Origin of the sequence: Nocardia fusca NBRC 14340 (genome assembly GCF_001618425.1) — a bacterium.
In the GTDB taxonomy this organism is placed as follows: Bacteria; Actinomycetota; Actinomycetes; order Mycobacteriales; family Mycobacteriaceae; genus Nocardia; species Nocardia fusca.
The window spans coordinates 220,794-245,594 of sequence record NZ_BDCU01000018.1 but is presented as its reverse complement, the minus strand read 5'-3'; the positions used below and the strand labels follow the sequence as shown (position 1 = coordinate 245,594).

At 70.6% G+C, this 24,801-nt stretch carries 1 protein-coding gene; it reads right to left on the bottom strand.

Going from position 1 to position 24,801, the window contains the following annotated elements; translation table 11 throughout:
* Window positions 1-13: 13 nt before the first annotated feature.
* Window positions 14-24,460: a non-ribosomal peptide synthetase gene (locus tag NF4_RS10440; RefSeq protein ID WP_084533022.1), complete on the bottom strand. Its 24,447-nt coding sequence runs from the start codon at window positions 24,458-24,460 to the stop codon at window positions 14-16.
* Between the last annotated feature and the right edge of the window lie 341 nt (window positions 24,461-24,801).

Sequence of the window (24,801 nt, the reverse complement as noted above, 5' to 3'; positions counted from 1 at the left end):
GTCTGTTGCGTGTTCAGCATTGCGCTACGGCCCTTTCTATTACCGCACCGACAACGGTCAGTGCCTCGGGATGACTCAGCTCGAGGTGCCGGACATCGACCACCCGGTTGTGGATCTCCCCGCTCACATAGGGTCGCCACGAGCGGGCCAGCGCCTCGTGATCGGCGTGGTCCTTTCCGGCGGTGAAGAAGTACAGGTCACCGTCGAAGACCGCCGGCCGGTACCGGTCGGCGATCACCGCGGCGGTCTCGAAACTCGTCATCACCCGGTCCACCTGTTCGGCGGTGAACATCGCGGTACCGAGTACCTGCTCCCGGACCACCGCCCAGGCCTGCTCATGGGTATCGACGCGGACGTCGTCGCCGAGGTCGAACAGCTCACGCCAGCCGCCGAGCAGATCCGCCATCAACCGGCCCGGCAGCCGATCGCCGGCCGCCTCCGGCCCGGCGACGTCACCGGAGGGCTCCACCGCACTGTCCAGCAGCGCCAGCAGCCCGACTTCCGCACCCTCGCGCCGGAGCCGGACCGCCATGGCATGCGCGATCTGCCCGCCGAGCGACCAACCGAGCAGGTGGTACGGACCGTCCGGCTGGACCCGGCGGATCTCGCTCACATAGCGCTCGGCCAACTCGTCCACCGATTCCGCCGGAGGCTCACCCGCCACCACATGCGGATCCTGCAGACCGTAGACGGGACGGTCCGCGTGCACGTGTTCCACGAGACCTCCGTAGAACCAGGCCAGCCCACCCGCAGGGTGCACACAGAACAGCGGCGGCTGGAATCCACTCGCCCGCAGGGGCAGCAGCACCTGCAGACCCGACCCGCCCTCGACGTCGTCGGCCCGGCGCGCCAATGCCTCCGGTGTGGCGTCGTCGAACATCCACGGCAGCGCGATCGTCACCCCGCGCACCTTCAGTTCGCGCACCACCATGGTGGCCAGCAGCGAGTTGCCGCCCAGATCGAAGAACCCGTCCGAGACTCCGACGCGCTGGACGCCCAGCACCTCGGCGTACACCTCGCTGATCGCTTTCTCCGTCCCCGTCCGGGGGGCGACGAATTCGCCCGTGGCGGTGCCGGGATCCGGTGCGGGCAGGGCCGTGCGATCGAGTTTGCCGTTGACCGTCAACGGCAGATCGGGCAGCACCGTGATCGCCGCCGGAACCATATAGCCGGTCAGCACCTCGGCGGCCGTCGCCCGGACCGCGGCCGGATCGAGCCGCCCGCCCTCGGCGGCCACCACGTAGCCGATCAGCTGGTCGATCCCGTGTTCGGGCCGGTGCACGGCGGCGGCGGCGCGTACGACACCGGGATGCCGGAGCAGCGCCGATTCGACCTCGCCCAATTCGATGCGGTAGCCGCGCAGTTGGATCTGGGCATCGGCGCGACCGAGATAGCGCAGTTCGAGTCCGTGCTCGCCGTCCTGCCACCTGCCGACATCGCCGGACCGGTAGAGCCTGGTCCCGGCCGGCCCGTACGGGTTCGCCACGAACCGGCCCGCCGTCGTCACGGGGGCACCCAGGTAACCCCGCGCGAGCTGCCCGCCGGCCACGTAGATCTCGCCGGCCACCCCGATGGGCACCGGGCGCATGCGCTCGTCGAGTACGTAGACCCGCATACCCGGCAGCGGCGTACCGATCCCCGCGGTATCGGGTCCGGTGACCTCGCCGAATGTCACGTGCACGGTGGTCTCGGTGATCCCGTACATATTGATCAGCCGGGGGGATCCGGGCTTGTGCGCCGTGAACCATCCGGCCAACCGCGCCGCGTCCAGTGCCTCACCGCCGAATACGACATACCGCAGCGCGAGGTCGGGCCCGCCACGACCGGCGGCCCGGCGCTCCCGGTCCGCCTCGGCGAATCCGTAGAACGCCGACGGTGTCTGACTCAGGACCGTCACTCCCTCGCGGGCGACCAGCTCGGCGAAGGCCTCCGGCGTACGGGACACCTCGTAGTCGACCACGACCAGCCGGCCACCGGTCAGCAGCGCACCCCACATCTCCCAGACCGCGAAATCGAAAGCGTAGGAGTGGAACATGGTCCACACATCACCGGGGCCGAAGTCGAAACGCCCGGCGATCTCGGTGAACAGGGTGACCGCTTCGCGATGGCTCACCGTCACACCCTTGGGGCGGCCCGTGGAGCCCGACGTGTAGATCACGTAGGCCGTGTTGTCCGGCCGGGCGACCGGCAGCACCGGAGCCGGACCCGCGGTCGCTGTCGCGCAGTCCTCCACGAGCAGCACCGGAGCCGGGAACTCGGGCACCGCCGACGCCGTCTGCGCCGAGGCCAGCACCGCCACCGGGCGGGCGTCGTCGAGCACGAACCGCAACCGCTGCTCCGGGTAGGCCACATCCAGCGGCAGATATCCGGCGCCGGTGCGCACCACCGCCAGCAGTGCGGCGACCAGGTCCGCCGAGCGAGACAGGGCCACGGCTACCAGCGTTTCCGGGCCTGCCCCGTACTCGGCCAACCGGGCAGCGATCAGACCGGCACGCCGATCCAGCTCCGCGTAGGTCAGCGCCGAGCGGCCGTCGGTCACCGCGACGGCGTCGGGCTGCTCCGCGGCCCGCACGGCGAACAGGTGCGCGAGGGTCGTCTCGGGGACCGCGGCGCCGGTGTGACCGGCCGCGTCCAGCAGCGCGCGCCGTTGCGCGGCATCGACGAGGTCGAGATCGCCGACGACGACCTCCGGATCCGCCGTCACCTCCTCGAGGATCCGCACATAGGCCCGCGCGAACCTGTGCATCGTCTCCTCGACGAACAGGTCCGTGGCGAAGGTCAGCCGGCCCACGAGACCGCCCGGACGGCCCGCCTCGTCGAACCGCTCCGTGAGCTTCACATTCAGATCCGCCTGTGCCTGTTCGAAACCGTCCTCGACCGGTTCGACGGTGAGGCCGGGCAGCCGGAGCGCGGCCCGGCTCAGGTTCTGGACGTCCAGCGTCACCTGGTAGAGCGGCAGGTGCGCGGTCGACCGCGGCGGGTTCAGCGCCTCCACGACCTGTTCGAACGGTACGTCCGCGTGCGCCAGCGCGGCCAGATCGGTTTCCCGGATATCGGCGAGCAGTTCGGCGAACGTCTGCCGCGACGCCACCCGCGACCGCAGCACCAGCGTATTGACGAACATACCGATCAGATCGTCGAGTTCCCGCACCCCGCGTCCGGCCACCGGGGTACCGATCGCGATATCGCCGATCCCCGACAGCCGCGCCAGCAGGACCGACAGCGCGGCGTGCAGCACCATGAAAATTGTCGCGTTTCCGGCGCGGGCCGCCGCACCGATCCGGGCGTGCAGCTCGGCGGAGACCTCGAACTCGACGGCGCGCCCACGCAACGACGCCACCGGGGGCCGGGGCCGATCGGTCGGCAATTCGAGCAGTTCGGGAAGCCCGCCCAGCGTCTGCTTCCAGAATCGCAACTGCCGCGACATCATAGAGTCCGGATCGTTGTTGTCACCGAGGATCTCGTGCTGCCACAGGGCGTAGTCGGCGTACTGGACCGGCAGCGCCGGCCAGCGCGGAGCGCTGCCCTGCCTGCTCGCCTCGTACGCCACCGCCACATCCCGGGCGAGCGGCAGCATCGACTGCCCGTCCGCGCAGATATGGTGCACGGTGATCATCAGCACGTGGTCGCGGTCGCCCAGTTCGAGCAACTCCATCCGCAGCGGCGGTGCCTGGGTCACATCGAAACCGGTGGAGACTCCCGCGACTGCCCGCCGCATCAGCTCATCTTCGGCCACCGGGACCGGCCGCAGCTCCGGCACCACCTCGGCGGCGGGTACCACCAGTTGATACGGGGCACTCTCGGCCATGGGGAACGCGGTGCGCAGCGATTCGTGGCGTTCGACGACCAGGGCGCAGGCCCGGCGCAGCGCGTCGATATCGAGCTCGCCGGTCAACCTGATCACCAGTGGGATGTTGTAGGCGCCCACCGAGGTGTCGAACTGGTTGAGGAACCACATCCGCTGCTGGGCCGGGGACAGCGGGACCCGCGCGGGGCGGGGCCGTGCCACCAGGGGCGCCCGGTGCTCGCGGTCGAGACCGGTCAGCCGCGCGGCCAGCTCGGCCACCGTCGGCGCCTCGAACAGTTCCCGGACACCGACCCGGGCTCCGGTCGCGGCGCTCAACTGCGCCGCCGCCCGGGTCGCCGACAGCGAGTTACCACCCAGTTCGAAGAAACTGTCCGCGGCGCCTACCTCGTCGAGGTCCAGGACTCGTGCGAAGACCTCCGCCACCGCCCGCTCGGTGTCGGTTTCCGGCGCGACCCACGCGCGGTGGGCACCGAATTCGGGCTCCGGGAGCGCCCGGCGGTCGAGTTTGCCGCTCGTGGTGAGCGGCAGCTCGGGCAGCAGCGTCAGCGCCTCGGGCACCATATGCGCGGGCAACCGGTCGCGGACGGCTGCCCGCACCGCTACGAGGTCCACCGAGGCGGCACCGGCGAGATACCCGGCGAGCCGCTCGCGGCCCCGCTCGTCGGGCCGCAGGACGACGACGGCCTGATCGACCCCCGGACAGCCGGCGAGGACGCCTTCGATCTCACCGAGCTCGATGCGCTGGCCGCGGATCTTGACCTGGAAATCCCGGCGGCCCAGGTACTCCAGCGTGCGCTCGTGGGTCCAGCGCACGAGGTCACCGGTCCGGTACATGCGCGTCCCGGCGGCGCCGAACGGGTTCGCCACGAACGCTCCCGCCGTGGCCACCGGCCGGCTCAGGTACCCGCGCGCCAGTTGTACGCCCGCGAGGTACAGCTCTCCCGCCACACCGGGTGGTACCGGCCGCAGCCAGGCGTCCAGTACGAGCGCCTCCACCCCGCGCAGCGGCTCGCCGATCGTCACCGGGGCACCGGGCCGCAGCGGTCCGCTCATACAGGCCAGAATCGTGGTCTCGGTGGGTCCGTACCCGTTCAGCAGGCACCGGCCCGGCGCCCAGACGGCCACCGTCTCCGGCGTCACCGCTTCACCGCCCGCCACCAGCACGCGCAGGGATTCCAGGCCCTCCGGGGACAGCGTCGCCAGCACGCTCGGGGTCAGGAAGGCGTGCGATACCCGCTGTGCGCGGATCAGTTCGGCCAGTTCGGCGCCCGCGTACACCTCCGGCGGCGGCAACACCAATACCGCGCCGCTGCTGTGCGCCAGCAGTACTTCGAGGAACAGGATGTCGAACCCGGGCGCGGCACCCTGCAGCACCCGCGACCCGCTGTCGACGGCGAAGCGTCTCCGCTGCTCCGCAGCGAAATTCGCCAGGCCCTCATGCGTCACCGCCACACCCTTGGGCACCCCGGTCGAGCCCGAGGTGTACAGCACATAGGCCGTATCCCGCAGCTGCGGTATGCGCACACGCTCCGCGTCCGGTATCCGGCCCGCCGGGTAGGCCGCGATGGATGCCCGGGTCTCCGGGTCGTCGAGAACCATCGCCCGCACCGAATCCGGCAGCAGCTCGCGCGCGGATCCGCTGGTCAGCGCGACCCGGATATCCGCGTGTTCGACCATGAGCGCGACCCGTTCCGCGGGGTTGCGGGAATCGACCGGCACGAGCGCGGCACCCGTTTTGGTCACCGCCCACAGGCCGACCACGAACTCCACCGACCGGGGCAGCGCCAGCGCCACCCGGTCGCCCGGGCCGACGCCCCAGTCGATCAACTTCCGCGCCAAGCGGTCGGATCGGGCCTCCAGTTCGGCGTAGGAGACCGTCTGCCCGTCCGAGATCAGCGCCGCGGCCGCCGGGTCGCGGGTTGCGCCCGCCGCGAGCAGTTCCGGCAGCGAACGCGGTGCCTCGGCGCTGCCGCCCGAGGCCGGTACCAGTACCGCGCGTTCGTCCGCCGACAGCAGATCGATCGACCCGAGCGGTCTGTCCGCATTGCCGGTGATCGCGCGCAGCACGCGGGCCAGCCGGTCGGCGAGAGCGGCCGCCGTCCGATCGTCGACCCGAGCACGCTGGTAGCGGACCCGGATATGCAGTTCGTCGGTCTGGTGTGCCTGGACCAGCAGCGGGTAGTGCGCGGCGTCGCGGCCCTCGGCCGCGAGCACCCGCATCCCGTCGATATCGGTCTCGCCCATACCGCTGCTGTCGACCGGATAGGACTCGAACACCACCAGGGTGTCGAACAGGTGCGGGTTGTCCGCGGCGGCGGTGATCTCGGACAGTTCGAGATAGTGGTGGTCGAGCAACCGGGTGCTGTCGGCCTGCAGACGAGCCAGCAGTTCGGCGACGGTCCGGGCGCGGGTTACGTCGGCCGCTACCGGGATCGTATTGATGAACAGCCCGATCATCGACTCCACACCGGGCAGATCGGCGGGCCGCCCGGAGACGGTGCTGCCGAAGACCACTCGTTCGGTACCGAGCAGGTTGCCCAGCACCACCGCCCAGGAGAACTGGACGATGGTGGCCATCGTGACCGCCCGCTCGCGGGCGAACTCGGCCAGCCGCGCGGTGCCGGCGCGGTCGAGGACGATCGGCAGGTCGACCGGGATATCGGCGAGGGTGGCCGTATGCGGGTCGGTGATCAAGGTGGGCTCGACCGACTCGCCCAGAGCCTCGCGCCACACCTGTACACCGGCCTCGTGATCGCGCCGGTCCAGCCATTCCAGATAGTCGCGGTAGGACGGCGCGGCCGGCAACAGATCGGTGCGGTCGGCCACCGCGTAGAGACCGATCAGCTCCCGGCACAGCAGCGGCAGCGACCAGCCGTCGAGCAGCAGATGATGCGCCGTCAGTACCAGCCGGAAATCCTCCGGCCCCACCGTGACCGCGAGGAAACGCAGCAGCGGCGGATCGGCGGGATCGAACACCACGGCTCGTTCGGCTTCGAGCAACCGATCGAGTTCGGCGGTGTCCCCGCCGGTCTCGGCGCGATACCAGCGCAGCGCCGTGGTGGCGGGAACGATCTGCGCGGCCACGCCGTCGGCGGTCCGGGTGAAGGCCGCGCGCAGGTTCGGATGCCGGTCGAGCAGCACTCGCGCGGCTTGTTCGAGCCGGTCCTCGTCGACTGTGCCCGCCAGGGTCAGCACCGATTGGGCGGTGTAGACATCCAGTTCTCCCGCGGCGAATTCGGCGTGGAAGAGCAGGCCCGCCTGCAGCGGCGCCAGCGACCACACATCGGTGAGCGGCCCATAGCGGTCGGTGAAGACCTCCAGATCGGACTGGGCGACCGCGACGAGCGGAACATCGGCGGAGCACAGGCCCCAGTCGTCACCGGCACGTGCCGCCGCCGCGATCTCGCGGACCGCGTCGATCCAGTCGCCGGCCAGTTCGGCGACCTCCGCACGGTCCAGCAACCGCGCGGCGTACCCGATATGCGCCGACAGCACGGGGCCCGCCGCGGTCTCGGCGGTGTGCACATCGATCGTGATCACCGCCGCCGCGGGCATATCCGGGTCGAACGCGCCGCGCTGGTCGAACTCCTCCCCGGTCGGCACCCACGCCAGTCCCGACAGCGCGGCGAGATCGACACCGGCCCGGCCGAGGTTGTTGAAGGCGATCTGCGGCTCCGATCCACCTGCCAGCCGCTCCCCGGCGGCGGGGTCGAGATAGCGCAGGAGGCCGTAACCGATTCCCTTGTCCGGGATCGCCCGCAATTGTTCCTTGACCGCCTTCACCACGGCACGCACATCACCGGAGTCGATCCCGGACGGGTCGAGCGCGACAGGGTAGGCGCTGGTGAACCAGCCCACGGTGCGGGAGAGGTCCGCGCCCGGGACGAGCTGCTCCTCGCGTCCGTGGCCCTCGAGCAGGATCTTTGCGCCCCGATGGGTACTTCCGCGGCGCGCGCGCCAGCGTCCCAGGGCGACCGTCAGTCCCGCGAGCAGCGCGTCGTCCACCGTGGCACGGGCGGCTTCGGGCACCACCTCCAGGAGCACCCGCGTCACCTCGGGCGGGAGGGAGACCTCCAGCTGCCGGACCGTCGCCTGGGTGTCCACGGACGGGTCGAGTGCCGCCCGGCCCAGCAGCGGGTCGGGCGCCGCGCTCATCCGCTGCCACAGGTCGAGTTCACCGGCCCGGTCCGCCGCCGCTTCGGTCAGGGCGTGCGCCCAGCGGCGCATGGAGGTGCCCGGGGCGGGCAGATTCACCGCCCGGCCTTCGCCGATCTGCTGCCAGGCGGTCGCGAAATCGGGCAGCAGGATGCGCCACGAGACGCCGTCCACGGCCAGGTGGTGGATCACCACGACGGCCCGCCCCTCCGCGTCGACTCCGGCCGCGGGCAACAGGCAGACCACCTGCACGACCCGGCCGGCGGCCGGATCGAGGCGGGCGGTGGCCGCGGCCAGCGCGGCCTCGGCCACCGCGGTGAATCCGTCTCCGCCCGGCGCGTCCTCGGCTCGGAATGTCTGCACGAGAAGGGTTTCCGCCGCGTCGACCGAACCTGCCGGCAGTACTCGCAGACAGCCGTCGCGCAGCTGGGCGCGGAGCATATCGTGCCGGTCCAGCAGGGCCTGCACCGTCGTGGTGACGTCGGCGACAGCGGCATCTCCGGGCAGCCGCACCAGCATCGACTGGGCGAATCCCCGGGCCGCGCCGAGGCGTTCACCGAACCAGGTCACGATCGGCGTACTCGGGATATCACCCACGCCGCCGCCGGGCAGTTCCGTGAGCGTCGCCCGGCCCGTGGTCTCGGCGACCTGGGCGAGGGCCCGGACAGTACGGCGTTCGAAGATATCGCGGGCCCGGACGACCAACCCGGCGGCCTGCAGCCGCGCGGCGAGCTGGATCGACATGATGGAATCGCCGCCCAGCGCGAAGAACGACGTGGTCGCCCCCACCGACGGCACCCCGAGTACCTCCGCGAACGCGGCCGCGACGGTACTTTCCAGATCGGTGGCCGGTGCGACCGCGTCCGCCTCGCGCACCTCGAACACGGGCTCGGGCAGCGCTTTACGGTCCACCTTGCCGGTCGAGGCGAGCGGCATCCGGTCCAGGACGGTGATCGTCGCGGGCAGCATATGGGCCGGCAGTATGTCCGCGAGCCGGTCCAGCACCGCGGTGGCGGTGATCTCCGCGCCGGGCTCACCCACGAGATACGCCGCGAGCAGCGACCGGCCGTCCGGGCCGGGACGCGCGACCGTGACCGCCGACGCGACACCGGGCTGCGCGACCAATGCGGCATCGATCTCGCCGAGTTCGATGCGCTGGCCGCGGATCTTGATCTGGAAATCGCTGCGCCGGACGTATTCCAGCGTATGGCCGGCAGTCCAGCGCACGATATCGCCGGTCCGATACATCCGCGATCCCGCGCCGCCGTACGGATTCGCCACGAACGCGCCCGCGGTCGGCGCCGGTCGATTCAGATACCCCTGCGCCAGCGCAGCGCCCGCCAGGTACAACTCACCCGGCACACCGACCGGCACCGGCCGCAACCGGGCGTCCAGGACGACGGCCTGCGCGCCATGGATCGGGCCACCGATATCGATCGGGCCACCGGCACGCACCGGCGCACTCATCGTGATCACGATGGTCGTCTCGGTCGGTCCGTAGATATTGTGCAACCGGCGCCCCGGCGCCCAGGTGGCGACCAGCTCGGCCGGCACCATCTCACCGCCAACCGCCAGCACCTGCACCGATTCCAGATCGACGGGCGATACCGTCGCCAGCACACTCGGTGTCAGGAAGGCATGCGATACCCGGTGGTTGCGGATGAGCCGGGCCAGTTCCGCGCCACCGAAGACATCCGGCGGCGAGATCACCAGCGCGGCGCCCGCCGCACAGGCCATCAATGCCTCGAGCAGGACCGCGTCGAAAGCCGGTGCCGCCACGTGCAGCACCCGCGCGGTCCGGTCCACCCGGTACCGCACCCGCTGGGCGGTGGCGAAGTTCGCGAGCCCCTCGTGGGTGACCACCACCCCCTTCGGCTTGCCGGTGGAGCCGGAGGTGTAGATCAGGTAGGCCGTATCCCCGGTCCGGGCACGCCGCGGCGTCGACGCGCCCGCGGAAAGTCCCGGCCCGCTCGCGATTTCGACGGCCGTGGCCGGATCGTCGAGTACCGACCATCCGACCCCGTCGGGCAGCGCGGCCACCGCGTCCGCGACCGTGAGGCCGAAGGCGACGCCGGCGTCGGCGATCATATGGGCCACCCGGTCCCGCGGGTACCGCAGATCCACCGGCACGAAGGCGGCGCCGGTCCGGGAGATCGCCCACATGGCGATCTGGTAGTCCACCGAGCGAGGTATCGCCAGCGCGATATGGACGCCCGGGGCCGCGCCGCGCGCCACCAGATAGCCGGCCAGCAGGTCGACGCGCCGGTAGAGTTCGGCGTAGGTCAGGGTTTCGGTCTCCCCGATCAGCGCGACCTGCGCGGGGTGCGCGGCGACCGCCGCGGCCAGCAGATCAGGCAGCAGGCACGGGGTTTCGGCCTCGTCGCCGAACGCCGGGACCAGTGCTTCGGTTTCCGTCGCGGTGAGCAGATCGATACCACCGACCGCCCGGGCCGGGTCGCTGGTGACCGACTCGAGAATCCGCACGAACCGATCGGCGAGTGCCTGCGCGGTCCGGTTCTCGAAAAGATCGGTGGCGTAGACGATCTCCCCGTCGATACCCCCGGACCGATCGCCGTCGGCCCGCTCGTTCAGCAGCACGGTGAGATCGGTTTTGGCCTGCGCGATCCCGGGGTCGAGCAGGGCGACATCCACATCGGGCAGGTCGAACCGCGCCGGCCCGGTGTTCTGCAGCCCGAACATCACCTGGTACAGCGGTGTGTACGCGGTCGACCGGGGCCGATCGAGGACATCGACGAGCCGTTCATAGGCGAGATCGGCGTGCGCGAGAGCGGCCACGTCGATATCGCGCACGTCCGCGAGCAGTGCGCGGAACGACCGGTCCTCGGCGATCCGGGTGCGCAGCACCACGGTGTTCACGAACATTCCGACCAGATCGTCGAGTGCCTCCTGGCCCCGGCCCGCGACCGGGGTACCGACCGAGACATCGTCGGTATGCGCCGTCCGGGCGAGCAGGATCGCCAGTGCCGCGTGCAGTACCACGAAGGTCGTCACGCCCTCCTCCTGCGCCAGCCGCACGATCGCGTCGTGCAGCCGCGGCGGGATACCGAAGCGCACACTGCCACCGGCCGTGGTGACGGTGGCCGAGCGCGGGCGGTCGGTCGGCAGATCCAGCAGTTCCGGGCTGTCGCCGAGCACGTCTGTCCAGTAGGCGATCTGCCGGGAGATCAGCGATTCGGGATCATCCTCGACGCCCAGGCGCTCCTGCTGCCACAGCGCGTAGTCGCCGTACTGGACCGCCAGCGGTTCCCACTGCGGCGGCTGCCGGCGCGTACGAGCCGTATAGGCGGTGAACACATCACGGGCCAGTACCGGCATCGAGGCGCCGTCGGCGGCGATATGGTGCGCCACCAGGACCAGTGCGTGCTCCCCGGCCCCGGTGCGGTACAGCCCGGCCCGGACGGGCACCGAGACCGCGACATCGAAGCCGGTTTCGGCGACCCGCCGGATCCGGTCGGCCAGTTCGGTCTCGTCGGCGACCGGTTCGGCTTCCGGCAGCAGATCGGATCCGGCGGCCGGGGCGTCCAGGACGACCTGGCACGGTTCGCCGTCCCGCATGGGGTAGATCGTCCGCAACGGCTCGTGCCGGGCGATCACGTCCCGGAAAGCGGCCCGCAGCGCCGCGAGATCCAGCGCGCCGCTGAGCCGGGCCGCGAAACAGATGTTGTACGCGGCGGATCCGGTGTCGTACTGGTTGAGGAACCACATCCGGCGCTGGGCCGCGGCCAGCGGGACGGCGGCCGGACGCTCACGCGCCGTGAGTGGGAGGGCGGCGCCGGTGCGGGTGGCGACCCGGTGTGCCAGGCCGGCGATCGTCGGCTCGTCGAAGATATCGCGGATACCGACCTCGACACCCAGCGCAGCTTCGGCGCGGGCGGCGATCCGCGCGGCCGACAGCGAGTCGACACCGATTTCGAACAGATCGGCCGTCACGCTCACCTGCTCGGTTCCGATCAGACCGGCGACGATCCGCGCCAGCACGGTTTCCCGCTCGGTGCGCGGGGCCACGTATTCGGCACGGTCCTCGAACACCGGCCGGGGCAGCGCCGCACGGTCCACTTTGCCGTTGGCGGTGAGCGGGATCGCCGCCAGTACCTGTACGGCGGCCGGCACGAGATAGGCCGGGAGCGTGCGCGCGATCCGCTCGCGCAGCTCGCGGCCCGTGGCCTCGGCACCGGGGACGAGCGTCACATAGCCGGCGATCCGTTCCGTCGTCGCGACGACGACGGCGCGGGCGACCTCCGGCAGGGCGCACAGCGCGGCTTCGATCTCGCCGGGCTCCACCCGCTGCCCGCGTACCTTCACCTGGAAATCGCCGCGCCCCGCGAACTCCAGATCGCCCGACCTCGTCCAGCGGACCAGGTCGCCGGTGCGGTACAGCCGCTCCCCCGGCGCGCCGAAGGGGTGCGCGATGAACGAACCGCAGGTGAGGTCGGGGCGGCCGTGGTAACCGCGGGCCGTCTGTACACCCGAGACGTAGAGTTCGCCGGTCACGCCGAACGGCACGGGTCGCAGCCGGGAGTCCAGGACATGGACGTGCATACCGGCGACCGGCCGCCCGATCGGCACGGTCGCGCGCGGGCTTTCCCCGGGCAGGCACGGGTGGCTGGTGACGACCTCGGCCTCGGCCGGCCCATACCAGTTCACGACCTCGGCGTTGCCGAAGACCCGCGCCGACTCGTCGACGGTGCGCTGGGCCAGCGCTTCACCGGCGACGAACACCCGGCGGACCGACGGCAACGACGCCGCGGTGGTGTCGAGCAGGACATCGAGCATCGAGGGCACGAAATGCACTGTGCTGATCCGGTGTTCGGCGATGATCTCCGCCAGGTAGGCGGGGTCGCGGTGGCCGTCCGGAGCGGCGACCACGAGCTGCGCACCGGTCTGCAACGGCCAGAACAGTTCCCACACCGCGATATCGAAGGTGATGGGGGTCTTGTACAGGACCACATCGGACCCGTCGTGCGGCCACTGCCGCTGTGCCCAGGCCAGCTGCGCCGCCGTCGCGGCGTGGGTCAGGGCGACCCCCTTCGGGAGGCCGGTGGAACCGGAGGTGAACAGCACATAGGCCGCGTTGTCCGGGCGCAGCGGCGCCCGGCGGTCCGCATCGGTGAGCGGGGTGTCGCCGTAGCCGCTCAGGTCTGCCCGGTCGATCGCCTCGGTGGGGTGCTCCGCCGGGAGCTCCCCGCCGTCCGCGGATGTGGTCAACACCAGTACGGGCCGGGCCGCCGCGAGCACACGGCCGATCCGCGCGGCCGGATGGTCCGGATCGATCGGCAGGAACGCGGCCCCGGTCTTGACCACCGCGTACAGCGCGGTGACGAGATCGACCGAACGCCGGATCGCCACAGCCACAATGGTCTCCGGCGCGGCACCGCGATCGGTGAGCCAGCGGGCGAGCCGGTTCACCCGGCTGTCGAAATCCCGGTAGGTCAGCACGGCGCCGGCCGGATCGCGCAGCGCGGGCGCGGCCGGGGTGCGGGCCACCTGGTCGTCGAAGAGATCGACCAGGGTCCGGCCGGTGACGATGGGGCCGCCGGTGGCGTTCCACTGGTGCAGCAGCACTGTCCGATCGGCCTCGTCGAGCAGGTCGATATCGCCGACGGCCGCCTCCGGATCGGCCGCCGCGGCCTCGAGTACCCGGAGGAACTGCGCGGCGAACCGTGCGGCGGTGTCCTCGTCGAACAGGTCGGTGGCGTAGGTGAGGCGCAGTGTCATACCGACCGGCTCGTGGTGGGCGCCGTGGCCCTCCGACATCATCAGCAGCAGGTCGTAGATCGCGGCATCGTCGCCGGGATCGATATCGTCCACGGTGAGATCGGGCAGTTCGATGTGGGCCCGTTCCATGTTCTGATAGGCGAGCATCACCTGGAACAGCGGCGTATGCGCGGCCGAACGCACCGGGTTCAACGCTTCCACCAGCTGCTCGAACGGAACGGTGGCGTGGTCGTAGGCCTCGATATCGGCCCGCCGGACCTCTTCCAGAAGCTCCCGGAAGCTCCGGTCGGGCGCGACCCGGGTCCGCATCACCAAGGTATTGACGAACATACCCACCAGACCGTCGAGCGAGCGGTGGCCGCGGCCCGCGTGCGGCACGCCGACGGTGATGTCGTCGCCCCCGGAGAGCCGGGCCAGCAGGACCGCCAGCGCCGTGTGCGCCACCATGAACGTGGTGGCGCCGCCGCGGCGTGCCAGCGTCTGCACCCGCCGGTGCAGGTCACCGGGAATCGTGACCTGCACGAACGCGCCGCGCTGGGTCCGCCGCGGCGGCCGCGGCCGATCAGTCGGCAGATCCAGGACATCGGGAATACCCGCGAGCCGGGTGCGCCAATAGGCAACCTCGCGGGCACCGCGCGACCGTGGATCGTCCGGCGCCCCGAGCACCTCGCGCTGCCAGAGCGCGAAATCGGCGAACTGAACGGGCAGCGGCGCCCAGTCCGGGCGGCCACCCAGGGAACGCGCCCGGTAGGCGGTCATCAGATCGGCGGCCAGCGGTGCCACCGAGAAACCGTCACAGCTGATGTGATGCGCGGACAGCGCGAGCACCCACACCGATTCGGAGAGCTGGAAGAGCCCGACCCGCAAGGGCACGCCCTCGGCCACATCGAAGGTACGGCCGAAGAACTCCGCCAGCCGCCGTGGCAGTTCGCACTCGGCGATCGGTTCCGGGACGAGATCCCCCTGCGCGGCGACCTCTTCGACCGGGAGCACCACCTGGGCCGGAACACCGTCCACGGCCGGGTAGACGGTGCGCAGACTCTCGTGCCGCGCGACCACATCGCCGACGGCCGCGGTGAGCGCCGCGAGATCGAGGACACCGTCGAGCCGGATCGCCAGCGGGACGATATACCCCGCGGCCGCCGGATCGAACTGGTTGAGGAACCACATCCGGGTCTGCGCCGGCGAGAGCGGTATCCGATCCGGGCGCGGACGGGGTGCGGGCGCCGGGAGGCTCGGTACCGCCCGCAACCGGGTGATGCGCTCGGCGAGGTCGGCGACCGTGGGTGCCTCGAAGATCACCCGCACCGCGACGGTGACCTCGAGGATATCGCCGATCCGGCTCAGCGCTCGCGTCGCGAGCAGCGAATTGCCGCCCAGTTCGAAGAAATCGTCCTGGGCGCCGATCTCCGGCAGTGCGAGCAACTCGCCGAAGACACCCGCCACCGTCTGCTCGACCAGGCCCCGCGGCTCCCGGAACTCGGCCGCGCGCAGGGCCGGGTCCGGTGCCGGCAGCGCCCGATGGTCGACCTTGCCGTTCGCGGTGAGCGGGATCGCATCGATCCGGATCACCGTGGCCGGAACCATATAGGCGGGCAGCCGTTCCCGCAGCGACGCGCGGATCTCCTGGGTGTCGCACGACGGTGGCGCGACCACATGGGCGACCAGGCGCTGTTCGCCGTGATCGGTGCGTACCTGTACCACCGCGGCGTCCACGGCGGCGTGGGCCACCAGCGCGGCCTCGATATCGCCCGGTTCGATCCGCAGACCGCGCAGCTTCACCTGCGTATCGGCTCGGCCCACGTAGCACAGGCTGCCGGTGGCGTCCCAGCGCACCAGGTCGCCGGTACGGTACAACCGGGCGCCGGTGCCCGCGGGATCGGCGACGAAGGTGGCCGACGTGAGGGCCGGACGTTCGTGATACCCGCGGGCCAGCTGCACCCCACCCAGGTACAGCTCGCCCGTGACACCGTCCGGAACCGGATTCAGCCGGGCATCCAGCACCCGGACCACCACATTCGCCTCGGGTGCGCCGATCGGCACGGCGGTGCCGGAGATCTCCTCGACACGGTGGGAGGTGACGCTGACCGCGGCCTCGGTCGGCCCGTACAGATTGTCGATCCGCGCGGTACCGAACTCGGTGAAGCGCCGGACCGTCTCGGCCGGCAGGGCTTCGCCGATGCACAGGACACGCCGCAGGTCCGGGAGTTCACGGCCCTGCGCGGTGGCCAGGAAGGCGGCGAGCAGCGACGGTACGAAATCGACTGTCGTCACCCGGTGTTCGGCCAGTAGCCGGGCCAGCACCCGGGGGTCGCGGTGCGCGTCGGCGTCCGCGACCACCAGTGCCGCGCCACCTACGGCCGCGGCGAACAGTTCCCACACCGACAGGTCGAAGGTCACCGGCGTACGCCAGATCAGCACATCGGAACCGTCGAGGCCGTAGTGGTCGCGCAGCCAGCACAGCTGGTTCACCACCGCGCGGTGCGGGACGGCCACACCCTTGGGCACGCCGGTCGAGCCGGAGGTGTAGATGACGTAGGCCAGATCGTCCGGACGCAGTGGCCGGAGGCGGTCCGCGTCGGTGATCGGCGCCGGATCGAACCGCGGCGCCGACAGTTCGGTGATCGGCCACTGCGGCACCTCGGGGGGCAGTTCCGCGTCGTCACCCCGGGTCAGCACGGCGATCGGCCGGGCGGTCGCGCAGACCGAGCGGATCCGGTCGGCCGGGTGTTCCGGATCCAGGGGCAGGTAGGCGGCACCGGCGGCGTGGATCGCGTACAGGCCGGTGAGCAGGTCGACGCAGCGGTGCATGGCCACCGCCACCACCGTCCCCGGTCCTACGCCCCGGTCGATGAGGGCGCGGGCCAGCCGGTTCACCCGCTGCCCGAAGTCCCCGTAGTCCAGTCGTTCGCCGGTCGCGGCGTCGATGACAGCCGTCGCCCGCGGAGTGGCCGTGAGCTGTGCCGCGAACAGATCCGCCACCGTCGCCGGGCCGGTGACGGTGCGCGCGCCGGCCGACCGCTCGGCCAGCGCCTGCCGTTCGGCCTCGGTCAGCAGATCGATATCGCCGACGGGCGCGGTGGGATCGGCGAGAACCGCGCGCAACAGCAACCGGTAGCGGTCGAATATCGTGCGGATCGACGACTCGTCGAACAGGTCGGTGGCATACCCGAATTCGACCGCCATGCCGCCGGTCCCACCATCGGCGGACAAGGTGTCGACCAGATTCAGGTGCAGATCGTATTTGGCCACGGCGGGATCGATCATCCGGGCCGTGACCGTCAGACCGTCGATCCGCACGGCCGGGATCTCGATGTTCTGGAACGAGAACCCCACCTGGGTCAGCGGCGCGTGCGCCGTCGATCGGGGCGGATTGAGCACCTCGACCAGCCGTTCGAACGGGATATCGGCATTCTCGAACGCGGCCAGATCCGCGGCGCGGACCTGGTCGAGAACCGCGGCGAACGACGCACCGGGCGCGACCCGGGTCCGCAGCACCAGCGTGTTGACGAACATCCCGACCAGGCCGTCGAGGCCGGGTTCGCCGCGGCCGGCGATCGGTGTCCCGACGGCGATGTCACCGGCCCCGGACAGGCGGGCCAGCAGCGCCGCATAGACGGCGTGCATCACCATGAACACAGTCGTGTCGTGGCGGCGGGCCAGCGCGATGACCTCGCGATGGAGGTCCGCGGGCAGTGTCGTGGAGTACGTCGCGCCCCGGAAGCTCTGCTGGGCCGGGCGGGGCCGGGCGGTGGGCAGGTCGAGTACCTCGGGCAATTCGGCGAGGGCCGAGCGCCAGTACTCGGTCTGCGCGACCGTGGGACTGTGTGGATCGTCCTCGGTGCCGAGCAGTTCCCGTTGCCACAGCGTGTAATCGGCGTACTGCACCGGCAGCGGGGCCCACTGCGGCTCCTCGCCCCGGCGCCGGGCATGGTAGGCGGTCATCAGGTCCGCGGCGAGCGGGGCGAGCGACGAGCCGTCGAAACTGATGTGGTGGACGACCAGGACGAGGGCGTGTTCCTCGGGCTCACTGCGCAGCAGGGTGACCCGGAACGGGATCTCCCGCGTCACGTCGAACCCGGCCGCGGCCTCCGCCGCGATCCGGGCCTCGACCGCCTCGGCCGCGATGGATACCGGCTCCAGCGACGTACCGGTCTCGGCCACCGGCACGATCACCTGGTGTGGCCCGCTGTCGCTGTCGGGGTAACGAGTGCGCAGTGCTTCGTGCCGGCCGAGCACATCGGCGACCGCGGCCCGCAGGGCCGCCACATCGAGGGCGCCCGACAATCGCAACACCAGCGGAATGTTGTACAGCGGTGACGCGGTGTCGAATCGATTGAGGAACCACATTCGCGTCTGCGCCGGCGACAGCGGGATCCGCTCCGGACGGTGCTGCGGAACCAGTGGTGGCCGGCCGGCCGGCGCGCTCGTGCGCAGCCGATCGGCCAGGGCCGCAACCGTCGGTGCGTCGAACACTGTGCGCAGGGCGACATCGACCCCGAATTCCGCGCTCAACCGACCGGCCACCCGGGTGGCCGACAGCGAGTTGCCGCCCAGATCGAAGAAGCTGTCGAAGGCGCCCACTCGCTCGACACCGAGCACTTCCCCGCACACCCGCGCCACGGTCTGTTCCACGCTGTCGCGCGGCGCGACGAATTCGACGGTGGTCGCGCCGAACACCGGCTCGGGCAGCGCGGCGCGATCGATCTTGCCGACCGACGAGAGCGGAAGCCGGTCGAGCACCAGCACGGCCTCCGGGACCATATGGGCCGGCAGGCGCTGCGCCGCGTACGCCAGCAGCTCCGCGGTATCCACCCCGGCCCCTGTGGGCACCACGTAGGCGGCCAGCCGGGCACCGTGCTCGCCGGCGACACCCATCACATGCGCGACCACCACCGCCGGGTGCTCGGCGAGCGCGGCCTCGATCTCGCCGAGTTCGATGCGCTGGCCGCGGATCTTGACCTGGAAGTCGGTGCGGCCGACGTATTCCAGCGTCCCGTCGGCGGTCCAGCGCGCCAGATCGCCGGTGCGGTACATCCGGGTACCGGGCGGACCGAAGGGCGCGGCCACGAACGCGGCCGCCGTGGCCGCCGGCCGCCGCAGGTATCCGCGGGCCAGTTGGACACCGGAGACGAAGAGCTGACCCGTCACCCCGACCGGAACCGGCCGCAATCCCGCATCGAGGACTACGGCGTCGATCCCGCGGATCGGTCCGCCTATCGTCACCCGGTCACCCACCGACAGGGGATCGCTGATCGCGACCATGATGGTGGTTTCGGTCGGACCGTAACCGTTGAACAATTCGCGACCGGGCGCCCACGTCGCCACCGTCTCGGCCGGGACCGCTTCGCCACCGGCCACCAGCACCCGCAGGGAGTCCAGGCCCGCCGGTGACATCGTCGCCAGCACACTCGGTGTCACGAACGCGTGCGAGACCCGCTGGGCGCGGATGAGTTCCGCCAGTTCCGCGCCGGCGAAGACATCCGGCGGCGAGACGACGAGCGCGGCCCCGTTCGCATGCGCCATCAGCAGTTCCAGGACGACCGCGTCGAAGCCGGGCGCCGCCAGCTGCAATACCCGCGCGGACGGCTCCACCCGGTAGCGCTCGCGCTGTTCGGCGGCGAAGTTCGCCAGACCCTCGTGCGTCACCGCGACACCCTTGGGAGTACCGGTCGAGCCCGAGGTGTACAGCACGTACGCCGTATCGAGAACATGGCCGGAGCGGATCCGTTCCCGGTCGGTCACCGGCGCCCCCGATCCGGCGTCGAGCGCGGCCGCGGTGTCCGGATCGTCGAGTACCAGCTGCGCGATCGACTCGGGCAGCAGTGCCCGCGTGGATTCGACCGTCACCGCGATCCGGACCGCGGCGTCGCCGAGCATCAGCGCGATACGTTCGGCCGGATTCCGCGGATCCACCGGGACGAACGCCGCACCGGTCACCGCCACCGCCCGGATACCGGCCACCAGTTCGACCGAACGCCCCATCACCAGCGCGACGTGGTCACCCGGGCCCACACCCCGCGCGATGAGTTCGCGGGCCAGCCGGTTCGACCACGCGTCCAGTTCCCCGTAGGTGACCGTCCGGTCGCCCGCGATCACCGCCGCCGCGTCGCGGTCGGTGACCGCCAGCACCTCGGCCAGGAGTCGAGGCGCCGCCGCCGGGGCGCCCGCGGCCGGGACCAGCCCGGCCCGTTCGGCTCCGGAAAGCACATCCACCGCACCGACCCGGATGCCCGGATCCGTCACGACCCCCTCGAGTACCCGGTTCAGCCGGGCCGCGAACTCCGCGACCGTCCGCCGATCGAACAGATCGGTCGCGTAGTCGACACGCAGGGTGACATCGCCACCGGCGGAGGCGTTCTCCGCGACGGTGACCACGAGGTCCACCTTCGCCGTCCCCGCCCCCGGGTCCAGGACCTCCACGGTGACGCCGGGCAGTTCCAGACCGGGCAGTTCCATGTTCTCGAAGGCCAGATACACCTGGCACAGCGGGGCGTACGCGGCCGACCGCCGGGGGTCGACCTCCTCCACGACGCGCTCGTAGGGCAGATCGCTGTTGGCGAAGCCGTCCACATCGACGGCGCGCACCCGCGCCAGGAAGTCGGTGAACGATTCGCCCGGGCGGACCTCGGTACGCAACGGCACGGTATTGACGAACATTCCGACGAGCGGTTCGAGCGCGGGTTCGCCGCGGCCGGCCACGGCGGTGCCGACGGTGATGTCGTCGGAGCCCGACAGCCGGGCAAGCAGTAGGGCGAGCGCGGCGTGCACGACCATGAAGGTGGTGACGTTCGCCGACCGGGCCAGCTCTTCGATCCCACGGAAGACCTCGGCCGGGATCACGGTCTCGGTGCGGTCGCCGCGCAGCGACCGCTGGGCGGGCCGGGCCCGGTCGGCGGGCAGTTCCAGCACCGGCGGCTTACCGGCCAATTGTTCTTTCCAGTAGTTCAACTGACGGGCAGCCGGCGAATCCGGATCTGTTTCGTCCCCGAGCAGTTCGCGATGCCAGCTGCTGTAATCGGCGTACTGCACCCGCAACGGCTGCCAGTCCGGCGTTTTGCCCTGCACCCGGGCCTCGTAGGCGGTCGCCAGATCGGCCGACAGCGGCCGCAGCGACGACCCGTCACAGCAGATGTGGTGCAGGACGACGGCCAGGACGTGCCGGCGCCGGTCGGCCGAAGCGAACAGGCCGCTGCGCAGCGGCGGCCGTGCGCTGACATCGAAACCCTGCGCCGCGAGTTCCCGGATCCGGTGCTCGAGATCCGCTCCGTCCGCGGTCTCGGGAATCAGATCGAGACCGGCGACCACCTCCTCGGCCGGCAGGACCACCTGGGACCCCGCGCCCTCGACGGCCGGGAACACGGTGCGCAGCGCCTCGTGGCGCTCCAGGACATCGGTGAGGGCGGTCCGCAGCGCGGCCACATCGAGGTGGCCGGTCAGCTGCACCACCAGCGGGATGTTGTACGCCGCCGAGTCCGGGTCGACCTGATTGATCAGCCACATCCGGTTCTGGGCGGGGGCCGGCGGAAGCGGGTCCACCCGCGGCCGGGCGCGCAGGGCGGGACGGGCCGTGCGGTGGGCGGACGCGATATGCGCCGCGAGCCCGGCGACGGTCGATGCGCCGAACAGATCGCGTACCGAGACCTCGCAGCGGGTCAGTTCGCCGATCCGGACGGCGGCGCCGGTCGCGGTGAGCGAATTGCCGCCCAGGTCGAAGAAGTCGTCCAGGACGCCGACCCGCTCGACGCCGAGAACGTCGGCGAACACATCGGCGATCGTCTCCTCGACCACTGTGCTCGGTGCGATATACGCCGCGGCCGAATCGAATACCGGCTCGGGCAGGGCCCGGTGATCGATCTTGCCGTTGACGGTCAACGGCAGTTCCGGCAGCACCACGACACTCGCCGGCACCATGTACTCAGGCAGGACCTCGGCCACCCGGTCGCGCAGAGTGTCGGCGAAGCCGGCGGCCGGATCGCCGACCGGCACCACATAGGCGACCAGCCGTGCCGCCTCCGTGCCGGGCCGATGGACGACCACGACCGCCGTCGCCACCGCACTGTCGGCCAGCAGCACATTGCGGATCTCGTCGAGTTCGATCCGGAACCCGCGCAACTGGACCTGCTGATCGGCCCGGCCGCGATACTCCAATTCGCCCCGGTCGTTCCAGCGGGCGATATCCCCGCTGCGATAGAGGCGTGCACCCGGCGCGCCGAACGGGTCGGCGACGAAACGGGCCGCGCTCAGCGCGGGCCGCCCGAGATATCCGCGCGAGAGCTGTGCCCCCGAAACATAGATCTCACCCCAGGCACCCAGCGGCGCCGGTCGCAACCGCTCGTCCAGTACATAGGTGCGCAATCCCGGCAGGGCCGTGCCGATCGCGCTCGCGGCACCCGGCACCGCGATATCCGAAGTCAACGGCAGATAGGTCACGAAAACGGTGGTCTCGGTGATCCCGTAGCTGTTGGCCACGACCGGCACCCGCGGATCGTGTTCGTACCAGGCGGCGAGCCCCGCCGGATCCAGGCGCTCCCCCGACAGGATCACCGACCGCAGCGCCAACGGCCCCGCGGTCTCCCCGCCGGCCGCGTATCGCTCCCGCGCGGCCGCGAACTGCTGGAAGGCCGAGGGAGTCTGATTGAAAACGGTCACTTTCTCGCGGGCCACCAGGCGTACGACATCGTCGGGCGACCGGGTGGTCACGGTGTCCACCACGACCACCCGGCCCCCGGAGACCAGCGGCCCGAAGATCTCCCACACCGAATAGTCGAACGCGAAGGAGTGGAACAGCGTCCACACATCGCCGGCCCGGACGCCGATCTCTGCGCAGGCATTGATCAGATACGACGCCACCGCGCGGTGGCCGATCGGCACGCCTTTCGGGCGACCGGTCGAGCCGGAGGTGTAGATGACATAGGCGATATTGTCCGGCCGCAGCGGGCGGGACCGTTCGGCATCGGTGACCGGCGTACTGTCGCCGTCGAATCCGGTGCGGTCGCCGAACACGACGAGCCGGTCGGGATCGACCGGAACGCTCTCGCGCAGTGCGGGCTTCGTGACCACCAGCACCGGCCCGGCATCGGCGAGCACGTATTCCAGCCGGTCGGCGGGGTGGGCGATATCCAGCGGCAGATACCCGGCGCCCGATTTCAGCACGGCCAGGGTGGCGACGATCAGATCCGCGTCCCGCGGCATCGCGATGGCCACCAGTGTTTCCGGCCCGGCACCGCGCGCGAGGAGAGTGCGGGCAAACCGATTGGACCGCTCGTCCAGTTCCCGATAGGTCAGGGCGGTCGAGCCACAGGTCACGGCGACCGCGTCGGGGGTGGCCGCGGCCCGGTCGGTCAGTAGACCGACCAACGTCGTTTCCGCGACCGCACCGTCGCGGCCCGCGAGCTCACCGACAACGCGTTGTTCTTCCGCCGAATCGGTAAGGGGAATATCGACGACCGGGGTGTCCAGGGGCGATTCCAGCAGACGCCGCAGGAATTCGACGAACCGCGTGGTGTGCAGTTCGAGCTCGTCCTGGCTGTACAGATTCGGATTACCGTGCAGTTCGAGCAACAGGGGCCCGTCGGCGCCGGGACGGTAGAGGTTCAGCTGCAGATCGTCGAGCGCCCCGGAAGTGAGTGCGCGATAACGCCCGACGGCGGATCCGAGGCGGATCTCGCTGTCGAAGAACAAGATGTTGACTACCGGACCGAACGAATTGGCCGCCGTATCGGCGATATTGGTCTCGCGGCGCATATCCTCGAACCGGTAGAGCTGATGCCGGATCGCCGAAACGAGTTCGGATACCGCGGCGCCGACCAATTCCTCGACCGTGGTCTGCGGCGTCACCGCGAACCGGATCGGCACCATATTCGCCAGCATGGCGGCGGCGTGCCGCAGGCGCCGGGTCACCCGGCCGCTCACCGGCATCGACAGCACGACGTCGTCGGAACCCGTCATCCTGGCCAGGAACGCCGAGAACGCCGCGATGACCACCTGGGCCGGCGAGGCCCGCTGGTTCTCCGCGAAGCGCTCCAGCAGCTCGGTCAGCCGGTCCGGCAGCTGCCGGCCGGCCATATGATCGTTGTCGCTCCACCGCGCGGCCCGTCCCGAAAGACTCACCGGTGTCGGGAGACCGGATATTTTCTCGCGCCAGTACGCCCGGTCGGATTCGAAGCGCGGACTCGCGTGGTACGCGCGATCGGCCTCGGCGATATCTCGGAGGGCGGCCGCCACCAGCGGCGGGGGCTGCCGGCCCTCGAGGATCGCGTTGTAGTTCTCGGTCACCCGGCCGATGAAATTGAATGCGCCGTATCCGTCGATGATCAGATGGTGTGCGCGTCCGTACCACAGGTACCGCCGCTCGCCGATCTTGATGAGTTTGGTGGCGGCCAGCCGGTCACGGCCGAGGTCGACGGCCTTGGTGCTGTAGTCGCGGCGCATCCACTCCATGGCGGCGGCGTAGGGGTCGTCGGCATCGGACAAATCCAGGAGTGCGTCGTCATAGACGATACTGCGGTCCACGAATTGATAAGGGCGACCGTCGTATTCGACCACCCGCACGACGAGTGATTCGGTTTCCCGCCCAGCGATATTGGTTGCCTCGGTGAGCACGTCGACGTCGATCTCACCCTCGATGTCGACGTAATGGGCGATATTGACGTTCGGCCTGCCCGGAAGATTGTCGGCCAGCCACATGCTGTATTGCGCTCGCGACAACGGAATGAGATCAAGCTCGTGGTCGACAGCTGTGGCCGATCTCGAATTCATCTTCCAACCTCTCGCTCAGACTCGGAGGCACCGGAGCACAACAGAAAACCCCCCTGCTGCGCTCGGAGCCTGGGTACGACTTCGTGGTGACGAAGCGGTGTCCACGCCCCTGCCACGTGAACACCTTTAAGAGCAAACAGCTATCAGATCGTGCGCCGGACAATTTATGCACACTCCCCGCGCGCCGTGCAACCGGGTCCGGCGTTTTGCCCATCGGCGCGCCGACCACCCGATACACGGGACATGATTCGGCGTCCGCGGGACTTGGTTCGGCCCGGACCACACGGGAAGTGGGGTGCGGCGCAGACCCTCCGCGATGTGGTCGCATATCCGGTGCGCGG